Origin of the sequence: Bradyrhizobium sp. CB3481, assembly GCF_029714305.1 — a bacterium.
In the GTDB taxonomy this organism is placed as follows: domain Bacteria; phylum Pseudomonadota; class Alphaproteobacteria; order Rhizobiales; family Xanthobacteraceae; genus Bradyrhizobium.
In genome coordinates, this window is sequence record NZ_CP121647.1 from 570,842 (window position 1) to 588,998 (window position 18,157).

Here is an 18,157-nt window from a genome sequence, read left to right on the forward strand (position 1 = left end):
CTCCGTCTATTTTCTTGACGGCAATCCATTGAGCTTATGAGAAGCTAACAGGGACGATGCTGTCTTGCGTGGAGTGGCTGGGCATGAAGGGCCCTTCTGCCTTCTCCCGGTGGGTGGGCATCATCCCGCCTGCCCGGACCGTACCAGTGAATCGGGCTGCGGCTCAGCGATGGCAACCGGCCAGGAAATCACGCCGTTCGCTTCTGTCCAATCGCCTCAAACTGCGCCTTCTGCTCGTCGTTCAGCGTCGCATAGAAGGCCTCGAGCGCGGTGCTCACCAGATGAACCGCTTGCAGCATGTCGGCGAGCCGCACTTCCACGGCGTCAAGGCGAGCGGGTGATGTGATCGCATCTTGTGGCTGGCATTCGGTGGTCAGGATCTCGACAGCCCTGGCATTGGCGTCCTGCAGCACTTTGAGCGCCGCGCGTTGCATGTCGTTCGGGTGCAGCCTGGCCTCGATCTCCTCCGCCGGCCACTGCAGCACCGCAGATGGCGCCGCGCCGCAACCTTGGGCAGATGCTTCCGCGGCCCCATTTCCGGTGGTCGTCCGCCGCCGGTCCTCGGCGAACGCATTGAGCCGCGCTTCCTGTTCTTCTTCGAGCAGGTCGTGAAATTTCCCCAGCGGCTCCCGCACGGCTGACAGCGCTCCGATCATCGCGCCGAGGCGCTGGTGCATGATGGCCAGCCGGTTCGGCGCGGTAAACGCTGTCTGCGTCAGACACGTCGCCCGGATCATCTGGGCGGCAAAGATCCATGCGTTGGTAAGTTCGTCCAGAGCGGCGCGCTGCGCCTCGTTCGGTTGGATCGCCTGCTGAATCTGATGGATGGGAAGGCCGGCCATTTCGCTTCTGTCGTCGCCACAGAATTGCTGCAGCGGGGGGACCCTGCGATGTCTTCGGCCGTGGGGGCTCGGTCCGGCAAAGGCGGCGAGTTCATCACGGCCGTAAGGGGCAAAGATCGCAGCGTGGATGTCAGGATAACCGTAGTCCCAGAAGCCGGTGCTATCGCCCCAGACGATGTAGTCGTTCATGTCGTTACTGGCGAATGGCCAGAACAGCGGCCCGACCCATCCATATCCGCCGTCCTCGTGCCGCCACCACCCCTTCGCGGTCTGGCCGCCGTGCCAGCCTGCGAGGGCTGTCGCCGCGGCTATTTGCTTGCGCGCCGCCGGATTACGAAGGTCCGAATCCATGGCGTTGCGCAGGTTTTGAGGTCGGGGAGAAGCCGTTCGGATGTGGCGCTGGCGAGCAAGGGCACGACCGTGATGCAATCCCCCCAGCGACAGCACGCTGGTGACTGCAAATCTCGCGACCCCAAGGGGCCCGATGCCAAGACGCGCTCTGGCCAGTGCCGAACTGGACAGCAGGTTTGCCAGAACGGCGACGGCAATGCCAATGCGCATCTTCGACATGGCACCCTCCCGCGCCAAGCCTCGTCACGTCACATCTCGTCACGTTACATTAGGTGACGCCGAAGGAGACGACGCCGAAAGGAACCGAAAGTTCCCGCGTGCGGTCCGGGTATCAGCTTGGTGAGCGGACGTCGTCGAACCGCGTCCGGGTCGGTCGTCCATGCTTCCAATGGATTCGCGGCGAGTGAGCTGGCCAGGGCAAAAAACCAATGGGTCCAGGCTGATGAAAGAAACGCGAAGCGATTACGGCGACTCAGCCAGCTTCGCGCGGTCGGCGCACCGCGGGATCGTCATTGACCCCGCGGCGACGCGATAATGCTTATGCGACTTCCTCTGCGACAATTTTTTCTTCCAGCACTGGCTCGGCCGGCGTCGCAAGCTTCTCGGCAAGCTCCTTGGCAAGCCTGGTCGCGCCGACATAGTCGGTCTTGCCGGAGCCGAGCAGCGGCACGGTGGCGACCACGCGGATATCTGCCGGCACCGCCAGCTCGGACGCGCCGACGCCCTTGGCCTGGCGCTGCATCGCGGAGCGATCGGCATCCTTCTGCGTGGTCAGCAGCACGATCCGCTCGCCCTTGCGGGCATCGGGGATCGATACCGCCACCGACATCGCCTGCGGCCACAATGTTGCAGCCATGGCTTCGACCGCCGACAGCGAGACCATTTCGCCGGCGATCTTGGCGAAGCGTTTGGCACGGCCCTTGATGGCGATGAAGCCGGCCGCATCGATGGCGACGATGTCGCCGGTGTCGTGCCAGCCGCCGGCGAGCGGCTCCAGCACGCCGGGGTTTTCCGCACGGAGGTAGCCGAGCATGACGTTGGGCCCGCGCACCGACAGGCGTCCGCCTTCCTCGATGCCGGGGACGGGATCGAGGCGGGCTTCCATCAGCGGCGACAGCCGGCCGACGGTGCCCGGACGATTGGCCATCGGCGTGTTCATCGCGAGCACAGGCGCGGTTTCGGTGACGCCATAGCCTTCGAGGATGCGGATGCCGTAGCGCTCCATGTAGACCTGTCGCGTGCGGTCCTTCACCGCTTCCGCGCCGGCGATCACGAGGCGCAGGGTGCGGAAGTCGTAGGCATGGGCCGAGCGTGCGTAGCCGGTGAGGAAGGTGTCGGTGCCGAACAGGATGGTGGCGCCGGTCTGGTAGATCAGCTCCGGCACGATCCGGTAATGCAGCGGCGACGGATACATGAAGATCGGAATGCCGGCCAACATCGGCATCATCATGCCGCCCGTCAGGCCGAAGGAGTGGAACACAGGCAGCACGTTGAACACCTTGTCGTTGGCGTTGGCGTCGACGCGCGCCAGCGCCTGGGCCGCATTGGCCAGGATGTTGCGATGGGAGAGCACGACGCCCTTGGGCGTGCCTTCCGACCCCGACGTGAACAGGATCACCGCCGGGTCATCCGCCTTGCGCGCCACGCGCGGCGCGCTGCCGGCCAGCAGCCCGCGGACCTTGTCGAGCGAGCCGATGCCGGCACGCACGTCCTCCAGGTACACGACCCTGGCCTGCGCGGCGATGGCGGTAATCAGCTTGTCGAGCTTGCCCTTCTCGATGAACGCCTTTGAGGTCAGCACGGTCTTGACCTGCGCGGCCTGCATTGCCGCCAGCACGTTGACCGGGCCGGCGGAGAAATTGAGCATCGCCGGCACGCGGCCGATGGTCTGCAGCGCCATGAACACGACGGCAACGCCGGCCGAATTCGGCAGCAGCACGCCGACATTTTCGCCCGCGGCGGTCCCCATCTCGAGCTTGCCGCTCAGAACCTGGGCGCCGAGGATCATCTTGCGATAGGTCAGCTTGGTGCCGAGCGCGTCCTCGATGATCGGCTTGCCGGTATCGCGGTCGCGGCGGGCATGGGCTAGCGCTTCAAATAAGGTGTGGTCGAGCATGGCGTTCTTGACCACGGCGTCAATCATGACGTCCTGCAGCGCGGCGCCTGCGGCGTTGCGGCGGGTCTTACCCTTCAAGGACGAATCGATCGACAACTTCACCTGCGGCAGGATCGTGATCGTCACCTTGGGGAACCACGAGCGCTTGATTTCGCCGTTCCTGAGATAGCTCAGACGCGAACGCTGCGCGCCCTCGATGCGCACGGGCACAACGACCGCATCGGCCTTGTCGGCGATCATCGCGGTGCCGTCATAAACCTTCATCAGCGAGCCTGAGACCGTGATGCGTCCTTCCGGAAAAATCACCACTGGCTCGCCCGATGCCACCAGCTTGATCAGGTCGCGCGCCGCCAGCGGCTTAGTCGGATCCATCGTGTAGTGCTTGATCAGCTTCAGGAACGGTTTCGCCCACCACGCCTTCGAGATCCCGGTGTCGACGGCAAAGCTGGCATCGATCGGCAGCGTCGCGTGCAGCAAAGGACCGTCGACCAGGCTGACATGGTTCGGCGCGATCAGCATGCGGGTGCCGGGTGGCGGCAGATTCTCCATGCCGCGGACCTCGACACGGAACAGCGCACGAAATAGCAGCGCGCCGAAGTCGCGCACGCCTTCGCGGCCCCATTTGTTAAGCACGAACCAGACCGAGCCAAAGCTCGCGATCGCAAGGCCGAAGAAGATCCATGCGACTGGAAGCCCCAGCGCCTGCAATCCCGCAACGAGGAGCGAGCCTGCTACCATGAAGGCCGCCTGCAGCACGTTGCCGGCGGCGATCACGCGGGCCCGCTCCGACGGGGCGGACCATGCCTGGACCGCGGCGAAGGACGGCACCACGAACAAGCCGCCGCCGAACGCGAACAGGAAGAAGTCAGCCAGCATCCGGATGCCAGTAAAGGAGGTGGTAAATGCAGCGGCCGTTACGTTCTCTCCATGCACCGTGCTTCCGATGGCCCAGGCCAGATCGAGGCCGACGATGCCCATCACGATGGCGCCGATCGGCACCAGCGCGAGATTTGGGCGCACGTGGCTGAGCTGCGCGGCAAACAGCGAGCCGGCGGCAACGCCGATCGCGAACACGGCGAGGCAGACGGTCACGACGCCCTCGGTGCCGCCGATGTTGCCTTTGACCAGAGCGGGCAGCAGCGACAGCACGATCGCGCCGACCATCCAGAACCAGGACACGATCACCATGCCGTCCCACAGGCGCGGTTCGGCATGAAGGGTCTTCAGAAGACGGACGGTGGAGGTCCAGGGATTGGCTGTAATAAGTAGACCAGGCGCGGACGGCTGGCTCACGGGGATGCGGGCCGCGAACGCCCAGGACAGGACCGACAGCCCGACCACGGCCAGGCAAATCCATCCCATATGCGAGGCGCCTGCGACGAACAGTCCGCCGGCAATCGTGCCGATCAGGATCGCAATGAAGGTCGCGCCCTCGACAAGGGCGTTGCCGGTCGCGAGTTCGGAAACCGAGAGCTGGTCGGGAAGGATGGCGTATTTCACCGGCCCGAACAGGGCGGCGACCACGCCGAACAGCGCGAGCGCCACGAACAGCAGCGGGATCGAATGCAGGTAGAAGCCGGCGGCGGCAAAGCCCGCGGCAAATATCTCGGCGAACTTCAGGCGTCGCGCGACGGTCATCTTGACGTATTTATCGGCCAGTTCGCCGCCGAGGGCCGAAAGCACGAAAAACGGAAAGATGAAGACCGCGCCGGCGAGCGTCACCAGCGGCGCGCCCTCCTCAGTGGCCACGCCATAGAGCAGCATGATGACAAGCGCATTCTTCAGCACATTGTCGTTCAAGGCCGAAGTGAATTGCGACCAGAACAGCGGAGCGAAGCGACGAGAGGACAGCAATTCCTTGATCATAACCATTTCCTGTTACTTCCGCCGGGCAATCCGGGATGTGGTCTCAAAGATCGTGAGCGACTAAGGTGAATGGGCGAAGTGGTTGCCGGGCACCGTTGCAGTGAAAGGTTGTACGGAAAGTTATCCGGACACCGCTGCACAGGATCTGGTGGGAGATTTGCCGCGGCATAGTGATCTCTTTCTTACGATTGGAATCGCATTTGGAAGAAAGCGGTGCCTTAGGTCAGATGGTGCAGGGAGCCGAACGGCTTCCACATGCCGTGAGGACGGCGGGCTGCGCGCAGGCGCCGGGCGGCGCGCCGGCGGGCGAGAACGCCGCCGACATCGCAGGCATTGGCCATGCGCTCGATTGGCGCGGTGGTGATGTGGACGATAACCTTGCCAAATCCTTTCACGAGTTCGATGGCGTCGTCGACGAAGGTGGTGGTCAGTTGGGAAACGAGGGTCTGCATTTTGGTAGCCTCCAGATTGAAAATGAACATTGTTCAAAATGTATAGGCCAAACGTGAGCAATGCTCAAGAAGAATCTTTGCGGGACCGCAAAAAAACTTTGCGGCGCCAGCTCATGGTCGAAACCGCGCGCGGCATAATCGCAGCTAACGGGTTGAGATCACTGAAGGTTCGGGATGTCGCAGAGGCCGCCGATTGCTCAATCGGGAGCGTCTATAACGAGTTCGGGGATTTCGACGGCCTGATCCTGACGGTAAATCGCGAGACGGTTCAGTCCCTGACCGCCCGCCTGGTCGCGGTTCCCGCCGAAGACCCGGTCCGCCAGCTCCACGGGCTGGCCGAGGCCTACCTGACGTTCGCCGCCGATCACGCCAATCTGTTGCGCTCGCTGTTCGAACACCGGATGGAGGACGACCGGCCGTTCCCGGAAGACATCCTGAAGATGGTGATGCAGGCGTTCGCGCTGATGCATGAGCCGATGGTCCGGTTGTTGCCCGGCCGCGATCCGGAAGAGGTGGCGCTACTGGCGCGCATGATGTTCTCGGCCGTGCATGGCATCATCTCGCTCGGCCTGGAAGAGCGAATGGTCGCGGTGCCGCCGGAAAAGCTGCGGCAGCAGTTGGCGCAATTCGTGGATACGCATCTGGTGGGCCTCGGCATCTCGCTTGATTGAGCGCGAGTGTCTGTCCGGAATGCCAGCCGCTCAACGCAAGTTTGCGCGAGGCAAATCGAGGCATCGTATTCTTACGGAGGAAGCCATGCTGGAGCGCCCGAAAGTGCAGAGCCCGTTCTATACGGCCGAACACGAAGCCTTCCGCGACGTGATGCGTCGCTTTGTGGCGCGCGAGATCGAACCCTATGCCCACGTATGGGACGAGGCCGGCGAGTTTCCGCGCGAGCTCTATAAAAAGGCATCCGCGGTCGGCCTGCTCGGGCTTGGCTTCCCCGAAGAATTTGGCGGTGTGCCGGCCGATCAGTTCATGAAGATCGTGGCGTCGCAGGAGCTGACGCGCGCCGGTGCCGGCGGGATCAGCTCAAGCCTGATGAGTCACACCATCGGCTCGCCGCCGATCGCGCGTGCTGCAAAGCCGGAGGTGAGGGCGCGCGTGCTGTCGCAGGTGCTGGCGGGCGAGAAGATTTCGGCGCTCGCGATCACCGAGCCGAGCGGCGGCTCCGATGTCGCCAATCTCCGCACCAAAGCGCGGCGCGACGGCGACCATTATATCGTCAGCGGCGAAAAGACCTTTATCACGTCAGGCATGCGGGCCGATTATCTGACCGTTGCGGTGCGCACCGGCGGCGAAGGGCCGGGCGGCGTCAGCCTGCTGCTGATCGAAGGCGACACGCCAGGCCTGTCGCGCACAAAGCTCAAGAAGATGGGCTGGTGGGCGTCGGACACCGCGACGCTGCATTTCGACGAGTGCCGGGTACCCGCCGAAAACCTGATCGGCGAGGAAGGGCAGGGCTTCAAGCTCATCATGCACAATTTCAACAGCGAGCGCATGGGCATGGCGGCGAGCTGCACGGCCTACGCGCGCGTCTGTGTCGAGGAGGCGATTGCCTATGCGAAGGAGCGCCACACGTTCGGCAAGCCGATCGCGCAGCACCAGGTGATCCGTCACAAGATCGTCGACATGGCGCAGAAGGTCGCGGCGTCACAGGCGATGCTGGAAATGCTGGCGTGGCGGCTCGGCCAGGGCGAGAGTCCGGTCGCGGAAATCTGCATGATGAAGAACCAGGCCACCCAGACCATGGCGTTCTGCGCCTCCGAGGCGGTGCAGATTTTCGGCGGCGCCGGCTTCATGCGCGGCGTCAAGGTCGAGCGCATCTACCGCGAGGTCAAGGTCAACGCCATCGGCGGCGGCACCGAGGAGATCATGAAGGATCTCGCGTCGAGGCAGATGGGGTTGTGAGGCTCCGTCGTTCCGGGGCGCGAAGCGAACCCGGAACCTAGAGATGAGTCCAATAATATCGAGGTTCCGGGTTCGACGCTTCGCGCCGCCCCGGAACGACAGGGGAAACAACATGCTCTTCACCGCCGATCACGACGAACCCCGCCGCGCCTTGCAAAAATTCATCGCCGCCGAGATCAACCCCTTCGTCGACGAATGGGAGAACAACGACATCTTCCCCGCCCACGAGCTGTTCAAGAAGCTCGGCGATCTCGGCTTTCTCGGCCTCAACAAGCCGGCCGAATTCGGCGGCCAGGGGCTCGATTATTCCTATGCGCTGATGATGGCCGAGGAACTCGGCGCGATCAAATGCGGCGGCGTGCCGATGGCGATCGGGGTGCAGACCGACATGGCGACGCCGGCGCTGGCGCGATTTGGTTCGGATGAGGTGCGCCGTGAATTTTTGGCGCCGGCGGTCGCGGGCGACGCGGTCGCTTGCGTCGGCGTCTCCGAGCCGGGCGCGGGCTCGGACGTCGCCTCGATCAAGACGCAGGCGCGCTCCGATGGTGACGACTACGTCATCAATGGCGGCAAGATGTGGATCACTAACGGCGTGCAGGCCGACTGGATCTGCCTGCTCGCCAATACCAGCGACGATCAGATTCATCGCAACAAGTCGCTGATCTGCGTTCCCATGAAGAGCAAGGGCGTGCAGGTGGCGCGCAAGCTCGACAAAATGGGCATGCGCTCGTCCGATACCGCGCAGATCTTCTTCGACAATGTCCGTGTGCCCAAGCGCAACCGCATCGGCGAAGAGGGCAAGGGTTTTACCTACCAGATGATCCAGTTCCAGGAGGAGCGGCTGTGGGGCGCGGCGGCCTGTCTCAAGGCGCATGAGTTCATCATATCGGAGACCATCGAATATACCCGTAACCGCAAGGCGTTCGGAAAATCGATCCTCGATAACCAGACGGTTCATTTCAAGCTGGCGGAGATGCAGACCGAGGTCGAGCTGCTGCGCGCGCTGGTCTATCGCGCCGCCGAGGCGCTGGTCGCGGGCGAGGACGTGACGCGGCTTGCCACCATGGCCAAGCTCAAGGCCGGGCGTCTGGGACGCGAACTCACCGACGCGTGCCTGCAGTTCTGGGGCGGCATGGGGTTCATGAACGAGACGCCGGTCAGCCGGGCCTATCGCGACAGCCGGTTGACCTCGATCGGCGGCGGCGCCGACGAGGTGATGCTGACAGTGCTATGCAAGATGATGGGCACGCTGCCGAAAATCCAATAAGAGAAATCACGAACAGGGATAAGGAAGACTGATGATCACGCTCTACCACTGCGACGGCGCACGCTCGTTCCGTCCGCTTTGGATGCTGGAAGAGATGGGCCTCGCTTACGAGCTCAAGATGCTGCCGTTTCCGCCGCGGGTGCTCGCCAAGGAATATCTTGCGATCAATCCGCTCGGCACGATTCCGTTCATGATCGATGGCGAGACCAAGATGACGGAGTCATCAGGCATCTGCTACTACCTTGGTACCAAATACGGGCCTTCACCGCTGGTAGTCGGGCTGGATGATCCCGCCTACGGCGCCTTCCTGAACTGGATGTATTTCAGCGATGCGACGCTGACTTTTCCGCAAACGCTGGTGTTGAGATACAGCCAGCTCGAACCGGAAGAGCGGCGGAACCCGCAAGTCGCCGGCGATTATGCCAAGTGGTTCCTCGGCCGGCTGCGGACGGTCGAGGCCGCGACCGCGAATTCGCAATTCCTCTGCGCCGGGCGCTTTACCGCGGCCGACATCGTCAATGGTTACGCGCTGCGGCTCGCCGGCACTATCGGCCTCGCCAAGGATTTTGGCCCTAATGTCGCGGCGTATTGGGCGCGGTTGCAGGAGCGCGATGGTTACCAGCGGGCGGTTGCGGCCGAACGCAGGGCCGGCGTCGAGCAGAACGTGGCGCCGCGGGTGCGGGCGTAAGGAGGTGTCATTCCGGGATGGTGCGTTAGCACCAGACCCGGAATCTCGAGATTCTCAGGGGCGCAAGGGCGCCCCAGAGTCCGCTTCGCGTCCGGGAATGACGGCCTCTTCTATCGGTGACAGGCCACGAATTTCCGCTATGGTTGACCCATCGCAGCGGCCAAAGAGCCGCGCGAGGAGGAGCCGCCATGGACGATATCGGCCGCAAGTCGGGCCATCTGATGCTGATCACCCCGGAACGCGTGTTCTATGCTGGCCTGCTCGGCAGGCCGAGGCAACGCTGTTCGGGCGGGTTCAACATCTATGTCGCGCTCGAGGGCGGCCTATGGTTCACGACATCGGAGGGACGGCAGACCCACGGCGAGATGATCGCCGTGCTGCCGAATGTCAGGCACACCGTCGCCAGCGACTATCGTTCGGTGTTGAGCATCGTGATCGAGCCGGAGAGCGTTCGCCCCGGCGCACTCGAAGAATTCGTGGCGCGCCTTTCGGGCTCTGAGGGCGCGGCCTTCGCCGATCGCATTCGCGCCGCCTATCGCGAACTGCGCGAGCATCACGCCGGCAATGATTTCTCCAGCGCCGAATTCGATGCGCTGTGCCTCGGCGAGGTTTTGCCGCCGCGCGAGCTCGATCCCCGCGTGGCGTGCGCGATCGTGCAGATCGGAAAGTTCTCGGGCGAGCCGGTTACGGCCGCAAGCTGCGCCGCCGAAGCGGGCCTGTCGCCCTCGCGCTTCCTGCACCTCTTCAAGGAAGAGACGGGAATCTCCTTCCGCTCGTTCCGAGCCTGGAAGCGGGCGCGGCATCTCCTGCACTTCGCCAACCAGGACATCAACCTTGCGCATCTGGCGCAGGATATCGGCTATCCCGATTCCACGCATTTCAGCCACTCGATCCGCCGCTTCTATGGCCTGAAGCCGCGCGCGATCTTTTCGGGCTCGCGCGATCTGGCGATCTATAGCCACCGCCGTGTCGCCGCCGCCAATAGCGGGTTGACGCAAGAAGCCGGCTGATGCGGGACGCATGATCGCGCTGGATTTTCTCGCGATCTCTCGCGTCCTGTTTTCGAAGGTTGATCCATGGGCGACAAGGCCGTCATTACCTGCGCGCTGAACGGCGTGTTGACCGATCCGAAACAGCACAATGTGCCTGTCACGCCGGAGCAGATGGCGCACGAGGCCAAGGCCGCGTTCAACGCCGGCGCCAGCATTATGCACGTCCATCTGCGCCAGCAGGCGCCGAACAAGGGCCATCTGCCGTCCTGGGACGTGAACGTCTCCAGGGAAATTCAGCAAGCGATCCGCGAAGCCTGCCCCGGCGTCATCATCAACCACACCACAGGCACGTCCGGCCCGAACTATCAGGGCGCGCTCGATTGCGTGCGTGAGACGAGGCCCGAGATCGCGGCCTGTAACGCCGGCTCGCTGAACTATCTGAAAGTGAAGGCCGACAACAGTTGGGCCTGGCCGCCGATGATGTTCGATAACGCGGTCGAGAAGGTGCAGGACTATCTCGACGTCATGAAGGACGCCGGTACGATCCCCGAGTTCGAATGTTTCGACGTCGGCATCGTGCGCTGCGTCGGCATGTACGTGCAAACGGGCATGTACTCCGGACCGCTCGAGTATAATTTCGTAATGGGCGTGGCCTCCGGCATGCCGGCCGATCCGGAACTGCTGCCAATCCTGCTCAAGCTGAAACAGCCAGAGGCGCATTGGCAGGTCACCGCGATCGGCCGCGCCGAAATCTGGCCGCTGCACCAGCGCTGCGCCGATCTCGGCGGCCACCTGCGCACCGGGTTGGAGGATACGTTCTATCTGGGCGACGGCACCAAGGTGACCTCGAACGGGCAACTCATCGAAGCCATCGCCGCCTGCGCGCGGCGCGCGGGACGCGAGATCGCGAGCCCAGCGGAGGCTCGGCAGATTTTTGGAACGAGGCATTGAGACTGTCATTCCGGGGCGCGAAGCGAACCCGGAATCTCGAGGTTCCGGGTCTGGTCCTTCGGACCATCCCGGAACGACGGAGTGAGTTAATTTATGGCCATACTCGAATCCACCATCTCCCCCTCCAGCGCTGCCTTCAAGGCCAACCGCGACGGCATGCTGGCGCTGATCGCGCGGACGCGCGCGCTGGAAGAGCGCACGCGCGCCGCGTCGGCCGCGGCCAAGGATCGCTTCCACAAGCGCGGGCAATTGCTACCGCGCGAACGCGTCGCGCTGGTGCTCGATCCCGGCTCGCCCTTCATCGAATTGTCGACACTCGCCGGCTACATGTTCGATGTTCCGGATGCGGAAAAAAGTGTGCCTGGCGGCGGCGTGATCGCGGGCATCGGCTTCGTCTCCGGCATCCGCTGCATGGTCAGCGCCAATGATGCCGGCATCGACGCCGGCGCGTTGCAGCCCTACGGCCTCGACAAGACATTGCGCGTGCAGGAGCTGGCGCTGGAGAACAAGCTGCCCTACGTGCAACTGGTCGAAAGCGCCGGCGCCAATTTGCTGCGCTACCGCGTCGAGGATTTTATTCGCGGCGGCAACATCTTCCGCAACCTGGCGCGGCTGTCGGCGGCCGGTCTGCCTGTCGTGACCGTGACGCACGGATCGTCGACCGCGGGCGGGGCCTACCAGACCGGACTGTCCGACTACATCGTAATGGTCCGCGGCCGTACCCGCGCCTTCCTGGCCGGTCCGCCGCTGTTGAAGGCGGCGACCGGAGAAATCGCGACGGAGGAGGAACTCGGCGGTGCCGAGATGCACACCTCCATTTCAGGGCTCGGCGATTATCTGGCCGAAGACGACCGCGATGCGCTGCGTATCGCGCGCGATATCATGGCCAATCTGGAGTGGGATCGGCGGAAGCCGGTGGCGGCGTCCTTCAAGCCGCCGCGCTATGATGCCGAAGAACTTCTCGGCATCATGCCGATGGACCACAAGCGTCCTGTCGACATGCGCCAGGCCATCGCGCGCTTCATCGACGATTCCGACTTCACGGAGTTCGGCGCGAACTATGGTCCTGCCACCGTTTGTGGCCACGCCCGCATCGAAGGGCAGGCGATCGGGATCATCACCAACAACGGCCCGCTCGACGTGCCCGGCGCCAACAAGGCGACGCATTTTATCCAGGCCTGCTGCCAGTCGCGCACGCCGATTCTCTACATGAATAACACCACGGGCTACATGGTCGGCAAGGCCTATGAAGAAGCCGGCATGATCAAGCACGGCTCGAAGATGATCCAGGCGGTGACCTCGGCGACCGTGCCCCAGATTACGCTCTATTGCGGCGCGTCCTTCGGCGCCGGCAACTACGGCATGTGCGGCCGCGGCTTCCATCCGCGCTTCTGCTTCTCCTGGCCGAACGCCAAGACCGCGGTGATGGGTGGCGAGCAGGCGGCTGAGACCATGGCGATCGTGACCGAGGCGGCTGCTGCGCGCCGCGGCAAGCCGATCGAGAAGGAAAAGCTGGAGGCCATGAAGGCCCAAATCACGGGCGTGTTCGATGGCCAGATGGACGTGTTCTCGACCAGCGCCCGGGTGCTCGACGACGGCGTCATCGATCCGCGCGATACCCGCAGCGTGCTCGCGGAGGTGCTGGCGATCTGCCGCGAGGCCGGGGCACGCACGCCGCAGCGCATGCAATTCTCGGTCGCCCGGCCATGAGCGGTGCAGCCATGAGAAGGACGCCGTTCTTCAAGATCCTGATCGCCAACCGCGGCGAGATCGCGCTGCGGATCATGCGCACCGCGCGCCGGCTCGGTTATGGCGTGGTCGCCGTCTATTCGGACGCTGACCGCGATGCCCTGCATGTCCGCGGGGCGGATCAGGCGGTAAGAATCGGCGAGGCGCTGCCGGCGCAATCCTATTTGCGGATCGATGCGATCATCGCGGCCGCCAAGGCCAGCGGCGCCGGCGCGGTGCATCCCGGCTACGGCTTCCTCGCCGAGAATGAGGAATTTGCGCAGGCCTGCCGCGATGCCGGGCTGGTGTTCATCGGGCCGTCACCTGAGGCCATCCGCGCGATGGGCAACAAGGCCGGCGCCAAGAACATCATGCAGAAGGCGGGCGTGCCTGTCGTGCCCGGCTATCAGGGAACGGACCAGAGCGACGCCGCGATGCTGGCAGAAGCCAAAAAGATCGGCTTCCCTGTGATGATCAAGGCGGTTGCGGGCGGCGGCGGGCGCGGCATGCGGCTGGTTGCCGATGCAGCAGCGTTTCCAGACGCGTTGCGCAGCGCGCGATCCGAAGCGCAAGGCGCGTTCGGCGATGCGAGCGTGATCCTGGAGCGTGCGATCGTCGATCCCCGCCATATCGAAATCCAGGTGTTCGGCGACCGCTACGGCAGCGCCATCCATCTCGGCGATCGCGACTGCTCCGTGCAGCGCCGACACCAGAAGCTGATCGAGGAAGCGCCGTCGCCGAAGGTGACGCCGGAATTGCGCGCGCGCATGGGCGCAGTCGCGGTCGCTGCGGTGAAATCGATTGGCTATGAGGGCGCCGGCACGCTGGAGTTCCTGCTCGACGAGGCCGCCGAGTTCTATTTCATGGAAATGAACACGCGCCTTCAGGTCGAGCATCCCGTCACCGAGGCGATCACCGGGCTCGATCTGGTCGAACTGCAGCTCCGTATCGCCGCGGGCGAGCCGCTCGGGCTCAAGCAGGAGGATGTGAAATTCTCCGGTCACGCCATCGAGGTGCGGCTATGCTCGGAAGATGCGGACCATGACTTCATGCCGCAATCGGGGCGGATGGCGCTGTGGCGAATGCCGGATGGCATCCGCCTCGAGCACGCGCTGCAATCAGGTTCGGAAATTCCGCCGTTCTACGATTCGATGATCGCCAAGATCATCAGCCATGGTGCCGATCGCAACGAGGCGCGGGGCCGGCTGATCTGCGGACTGGAGCAGACCGCAGCGTTCGGTGTTACCACCAATCAGGGATTTCTGATCTCCTGCCTGCGCCATCCCGCGTTTGCCAAGGGCGAAGCGAGCACGGCCTTCATCGGCAATCACCGCGACGAATTGCTCGCGCCACGCGCGAACGACAAAGCGAAAGCCGCGCTGGCGGCGCTGCTGCTCTACGTCACCAATCCGCATGCGCCGCCCTGGCGTGGCGGCCGGTCGCTGGCAGCCACTTTTCCGCTGACGGCGCGGATTGACCTTGGCCATGGTGCGATCGAGGTCGATATCGTTCGGAACCGCGATGGAAGTTATCTGGCGAGCCTCGATGGCGGCGAGCAGCGTTTCGAGATCGACGAACTCGGTTCCGATGCGATCCGCTTCCGAACCGACGGCATGATGGAGTCAGCCAGATTTCTGCGCGATGGCGACCGGCTCTATATGCTGCATCGTGGCATCACGATCGCCGTCCGCGACCTGACGCTGGCAGCCCCAATTTCGGCAGCCGCAGCCGGCGGCGACGGCAAGGTGCGCGCGGCGATGAATGGTCGCGTCGTGGCGGTGCTGGTCAAGCCGGGCGAGGAGGTTGCGGCTGGGCAGCCCGTGATGACGCTGGAAGCGATGAAGATGGAACATGTGCATATGGCGGGCATTGCCGGTACGATATCCGCCATCGATGTGGTCGAAGGCGACCAGGTGACGACCGGCAGGATCGTCGTCGAGATCGAGGCGGCGTGACAAAAGTCTCTGTCGTCCCGGGCTTGACCCGGGACCCATAACCGCGAATGTTCGATTTGTGCGAAGCTGCGGCGATAAATTTCGTTTATAAGTCGCAGCGAGGTTATGGGTCCCTGCGTTCGCAGGGACGACGATAAACTTACTCCGGCCGCCCCGTGCCGTCGTTCAGCCAGCACGCCACCTGATGCCCTTCGCCGGCTTCCACCAGCGCCGGTCGTTCCACCTTGCAGCGATCCATCGCGTAGCGGCAGCGGGTGTGGAAGGCGCACCCCGAGGGCGGATTGATCGGGCTCGGGACGTCGCCGTCAATCATCGGCGCCAGCTTCTTGGCCTTGGGATCGGCGACCGGGACTGACGCCAGCAGCGCCTGCGTGTAGGGATGGCGCGGGTTGGCGAACAATTCCGTCTTGTCGGCGATCTCGACAATGCGGCCGAGATACATCACGGCGACGCGATGGCTGATATGGGCGACCACGGCGAGATCGTGCGCAATGAACAGATAGGAAAAATCGTTCTTGCGCTGCAGGTCGATCAACAGGTTGATCACCTGCGCCTGGATCGAGACGTCGAGCGCCGACACCGGCTCGTCGCACACGATTAGGCTCGGCCCGAGCGACAGCGCGCGGGCGATGCAGATGCGTTGCCGCTGGCCGCCCGAAAACTGGTGCGGATAGTTCTTCATCTGGTCGGACCGCAGGCCGACCTGTGCGAACAGTTCGGCGACGCGATCCTGCTGCGCCCGCCCGGTCGCGATGCCGTGCACGCCGAGCGGCTCGCCGACGATGTCGCCCGCGGTCATGCGCGGGTTGAGCGAGGCGAACGGATCCTGGAACACGATCTGCATCGAGCGCCGGTGCGGCCGCATGTCTGATTTGCTGAGGCCGGTGATGTCGGTGCCGTTGAGCTTGATGGCGCCGCTCGAAGGCTCGACCAGCCGCAGCACGCTGCGCGCCACCGTCGATTTGCCGCAGCCGGATTCGCCGACCAGGCCGAGTGTCTCGCCCTTGCCGACCGAAAAGCTGACGCCGTCGACCGCATGCACCGTGCCGACGCGCCGGCGCAGGATGCCGCCGCGCACGGCGTAATGCTTGACGAGATCGGTAACCTCCAGCAGGGGGCGTTGCTCGCTCATGGCGCGCCCACCAATTCCGCCGCGCGCCAGCACGCCGCAAAATGATCGTCGCCCGTTTCCTGCAGCGGCGGGTATTCGGCGCGGCAGCGGTCCACGGCGAGGCTGCAGCGCGGCGCAAAGGCGCAGCCCGGCGGCAAATTGGTCAGCGACGGCACCATGCCGGGAATTTCGTTGAGCCGCGCATCGGCCTTCGCCCCGAACGAAATCACCGCCGGCATCGAAGCCATCAAGCCGCGCGTATAGGGATGTTTCGGATTTTCGAACAGATCCTCCACGCTCGCTTCCTCGACCTTCTTGCCGGCATACATCACGATCACGCGCTGCGCGGTCTGGGCGACCACACCAAGGTCGTGGGTGATCAGGATCAGCCCGGTGCCGAGCGTCTTCTGCAAATCGACGATCAGCGCCAGGATCTGCGCCTGGATCGTGACGTCGAGCGCCGTGGTGGGCTCGTCCGCGATCAACAGCGCCGGCCGGCATGCCAGCGCCATCGCGATCATCGCCCGCTGGCGCATGCCGCCGGAAAGCTGGTGCGGATATTCATGCGCGCGGCGCTGCGGCTCGGGGATTCTCACCAGCCGCAGCATCTCGACCGCTTTGGCCCAGGCTTCCCTCGCGGTCATTTCCTGGTGCAGGCGCAGCACTTCGGTGATTTGATCGCCGATCCGCATGACCGGATTGAGCGAGGTCATCGGCTCCTGAAAGATCATCGAAATGCGGTTGCCGCGGATGTTGCGCATCTCGGCTTCATCAAGACTGAGCAGATCCTGGCCTTCCAGTGTGACCGTACCGCCGACCACCCGGCCCGGCGGGTCCGGCACCAGCCGCATCACCGAGAGCGCGGTCACGCTCTTGCCGCAGCCGGATTCGCCGACGATCGCCAGCGTCTCGCCGCGGCGGACGCTGAAGGAGACGTCATCGACCGCCCGGAACAGCCCGGAATTGGTGAAGAACACCGTCTTCAGGTTCTTCACGTCGAGAACCGTGTCTGCCGCTTTTGCCTCCGTCATTAGCCGCGCTGCCTCGGGTCGAGGATGTCGCGCAGGGCATCGCCGAACAGATTGGTGCCGAACACCGCAAGACTGATGGCGACACCAGGGAAGATCACCAGCCACGGGGCGGTGCGGACATATTCAGCCGCCGATTCCGATAGCATGCGGCCCCAGGATGGATAGGGTTCGGGAATGCCGAGGCCGAGGAACGACAGCGACGCTTCGGTGAGAATGGTGGAGCCGAGCTGTGCGGTCGCCAGCACGATCAGCGGCGCCAGCGTATTGGGCAGCACATGGCGGAGCGCGATGCGCGTCTCGCTCATGCCGATCGATTTGGCGGCTTCGACGAACGGCAGCTCGCGCAGCGCCAGCGTATTGGCACGGATCACGCGGGCCACCGTCGGGATTAGCGGAATCGCGATGGCGATGATGACGTTCGGCAGCGAGGGCCCGAGCGCCGCCGTCATCACCAGCGCCAGAACGAGCAACGGCAAGGCCTGCAAAATATCGGTCACGCGCTGGAACAGGAGATCAACCCAGCCGGACAAATAGCCTGACACGAGGCCGACGATGACGCCGAGTGTGGAGCCCAGCAACGTGGCGCCGATGCCGACGGCCAGCGAGATCCGCGCGCCGTGCACGATGCGGCTCCAGACGTCGCGGCCGAAGGAATCGGTTCCCATCCAGTGCGCCGCGCTGGGCGCGGCTAGCCGCTGCGCCGAATCGACGCTGAGCGGGTCGTAACGGCTGATCAGGTCGGCGGAGAGCGCCATCCAGACGAACAGCACCATGATGATAAGGCCGATGGTGCCGAGCAAATACCGCTGCGCCAGGAACAGCAGGCGGCGCCAGCCGTGGGTCGAATGGGCGCCGGCCCGTCTCAATTCGCTGTCGAAGTTGATCGTGGTCAACGG

At 64.1% G+C, this 18,157-nt stretch carries 14 protein-coding genes; 8 read left to right on the plus strand and 6 right to left on the minus strand.

Annotated features, from left to right (window positions below; all coding sequences use genetic code 11):
* Positions 1-188 precede the first annotated feature (188 nt).
* The 3 genes from QA643_RS02705 to QA643_RS02715 all read right to left on the minus strand — a co-directional run bounded on the left by QA643_RS02705 (position 189) and on the right by QA643_RS02715 (position 5,627).
* A complete protein-coding gene (locus QA643_RS02705) occupies positions 189-1,412 on the minus strand; it encodes a Spy/CpxP family protein refolding chaperone (protein WP_283031677.1) in 1,224 nt (407 codons plus the stop codon).
* Positions 1,413-1,731: 319 nt separating this feature from the next.
* On the minus strand, positions 1,732-5,175 hold the full coding sequence (locus QA643_RS02710) for an acyl-[ACP]--phospholipid O-acyltransferase (protein ID WP_283031678.1): 3,444 nt from the start codon (positions 5,173-5,175) through the stop codon (positions 1,732-1,734).
* Positions 5,176-5,393: 218 nt separating this feature from the next.
* Entirely contained in the window at positions 5,394-5,627 is a 234-nt protein-coding gene (locus QA643_RS02715) for a hypothetical protein (RefSeq protein WP_283031679.1), read from the minus strand.
* 53 nt (positions 5,628-5,680) lie between these two features.
* Between QA643_RS02715 and QA643_RS02720 the strand changes: the two genes are divergently transcribed.
* The 8 genes from QA643_RS02720 (at position 5,681) to QA643_RS02755 (ending at position 15,119) form a co-directional block, all read left to right on the plus strand.
* The gene (locus QA643_RS02720) at positions 5,681-6,298 is read left to right on the plus strand and encodes a TetR/AcrR family transcriptional regulator (protein WP_283031680.1); all 618 of its coding nucleotides are present in this window, start codon (positions 5,681-5,683) and stop codon (positions 6,296-6,298) included.
* Between the two features lie 85 nt (positions 6,299-6,383).
* Positions 6,384-7,538 (plus strand): acyl-CoA dehydrogenase family protein, encoded by a 1,155-nt coding sequence (locus QA643_RS02725; RefSeq protein WP_283031681.1) that lies wholly within the window; start codon positions 6,384-6,386, stop codon positions 7,536-7,538.
* Between the two features lie 112 nt (positions 7,539-7,650).
* Positions 7,651-8,805 (plus strand): acyl-CoA dehydrogenase family protein, encoded by a 1,155-nt coding sequence (locus QA643_RS02730; protein WP_283031682.1) that lies wholly within the window; start codon positions 7,651-7,653, stop codon positions 8,803-8,805.
* 31 nt (positions 8,806-8,836) lie between these two features.
* Positions 8,837-9,493, plus strand: a complete 657-nt coding sequence (locus QA643_RS02735) for a glutathione S-transferase family protein (protein ID WP_283031683.1) — start codon at positions 8,837-8,839, stop codon at positions 9,491-9,493.
* Positions 9,494-9,681: 188 nt separating this feature from the next.
* Positions 9,682-10,503: an AraC family transcriptional regulator gene (locus tag QA643_RS02740; protein WP_283031684.1), complete on the plus strand. Its 822-nt coding sequence runs from the start codon at positions 9,682-9,684 to the stop codon at positions 10,501-10,503.
* A gap of 66 nt (positions 10,504-10,569) precedes the next feature.
* Positions 10,570-11,436: a 3-keto-5-aminohexanoate cleavage protein gene (locus QA643_RS02745; RefSeq protein WP_283031685.1), complete on the plus strand. Its 867-nt coding sequence runs from the start codon at positions 10,570-10,572 to the stop codon at positions 11,434-11,436.
* A 93-nt stretch (positions 11,437-11,529) separates the two neighbouring features.
* Positions 11,530-13,146: an acyl-CoA carboxylase subunit beta gene (locus QA643_RS02750; protein WP_283031686.1), complete on the plus strand. Its 1,617-nt coding sequence runs from the start codon at positions 11,530-11,532 to the stop codon at positions 13,144-13,146.
* An 11-nt stretch (positions 13,147-13,157) separates the two neighbouring features.
* Positions 13,158-15,119 (plus strand): acetyl-CoA carboxylase biotin carboxylase subunit, encoded by a 1,962-nt coding sequence (locus tag QA643_RS02755; protein ID WP_283031687.1) that lies wholly within the window; start codon positions 13,158-13,160, stop codon positions 15,117-15,119.
* Positions 15,120-15,258: 139 nt separating this feature from the next.
* Here the strand turns inward: QA643_RS02755 and QA643_RS02760 are convergent, their stop codons facing one another.
* The 3 genes from QA643_RS02760 to QA643_RS02770 are packed head-to-tail and all read right to left on the minus strand — an operon-like array spanning position 15,259 to position 18,154.
* On the minus strand, positions 15,259-16,251 hold the full coding sequence (locus QA643_RS02760; RefSeq protein ID WP_283031688.1) for a dipeptide ABC transporter ATP-binding protein: 993 nt from the start codon (positions 16,249-16,251) through the stop codon (positions 15,259-15,261).
* Positions 16,248-17,261, minus strand: a complete 1,014-nt coding sequence (locus QA643_RS02765; protein WP_283031689.1) for an ABC transporter ATP-binding protein — start codon at positions 17,259-17,261, stop codon at positions 16,248-16,250. Before QA643_RS02765 ends, QA643_RS02760 begins: the two co-directional genes overlap by 4 nt.
* The gene (locus QA643_RS02770) at positions 17,261-18,154 is read right to left on the minus strand and encodes an ABC transporter permease (protein WP_283031690.1); all 894 of its coding nucleotides are present in this window, start codon (positions 18,152-18,154) and stop codon (positions 17,261-17,263) included. The genes QA643_RS02765 and QA643_RS02770 overlap by 1 nt, the downstream gene beginning before the upstream one ends.
* Positions 18,155-18,157 lie beyond the last annotated feature (3 nt).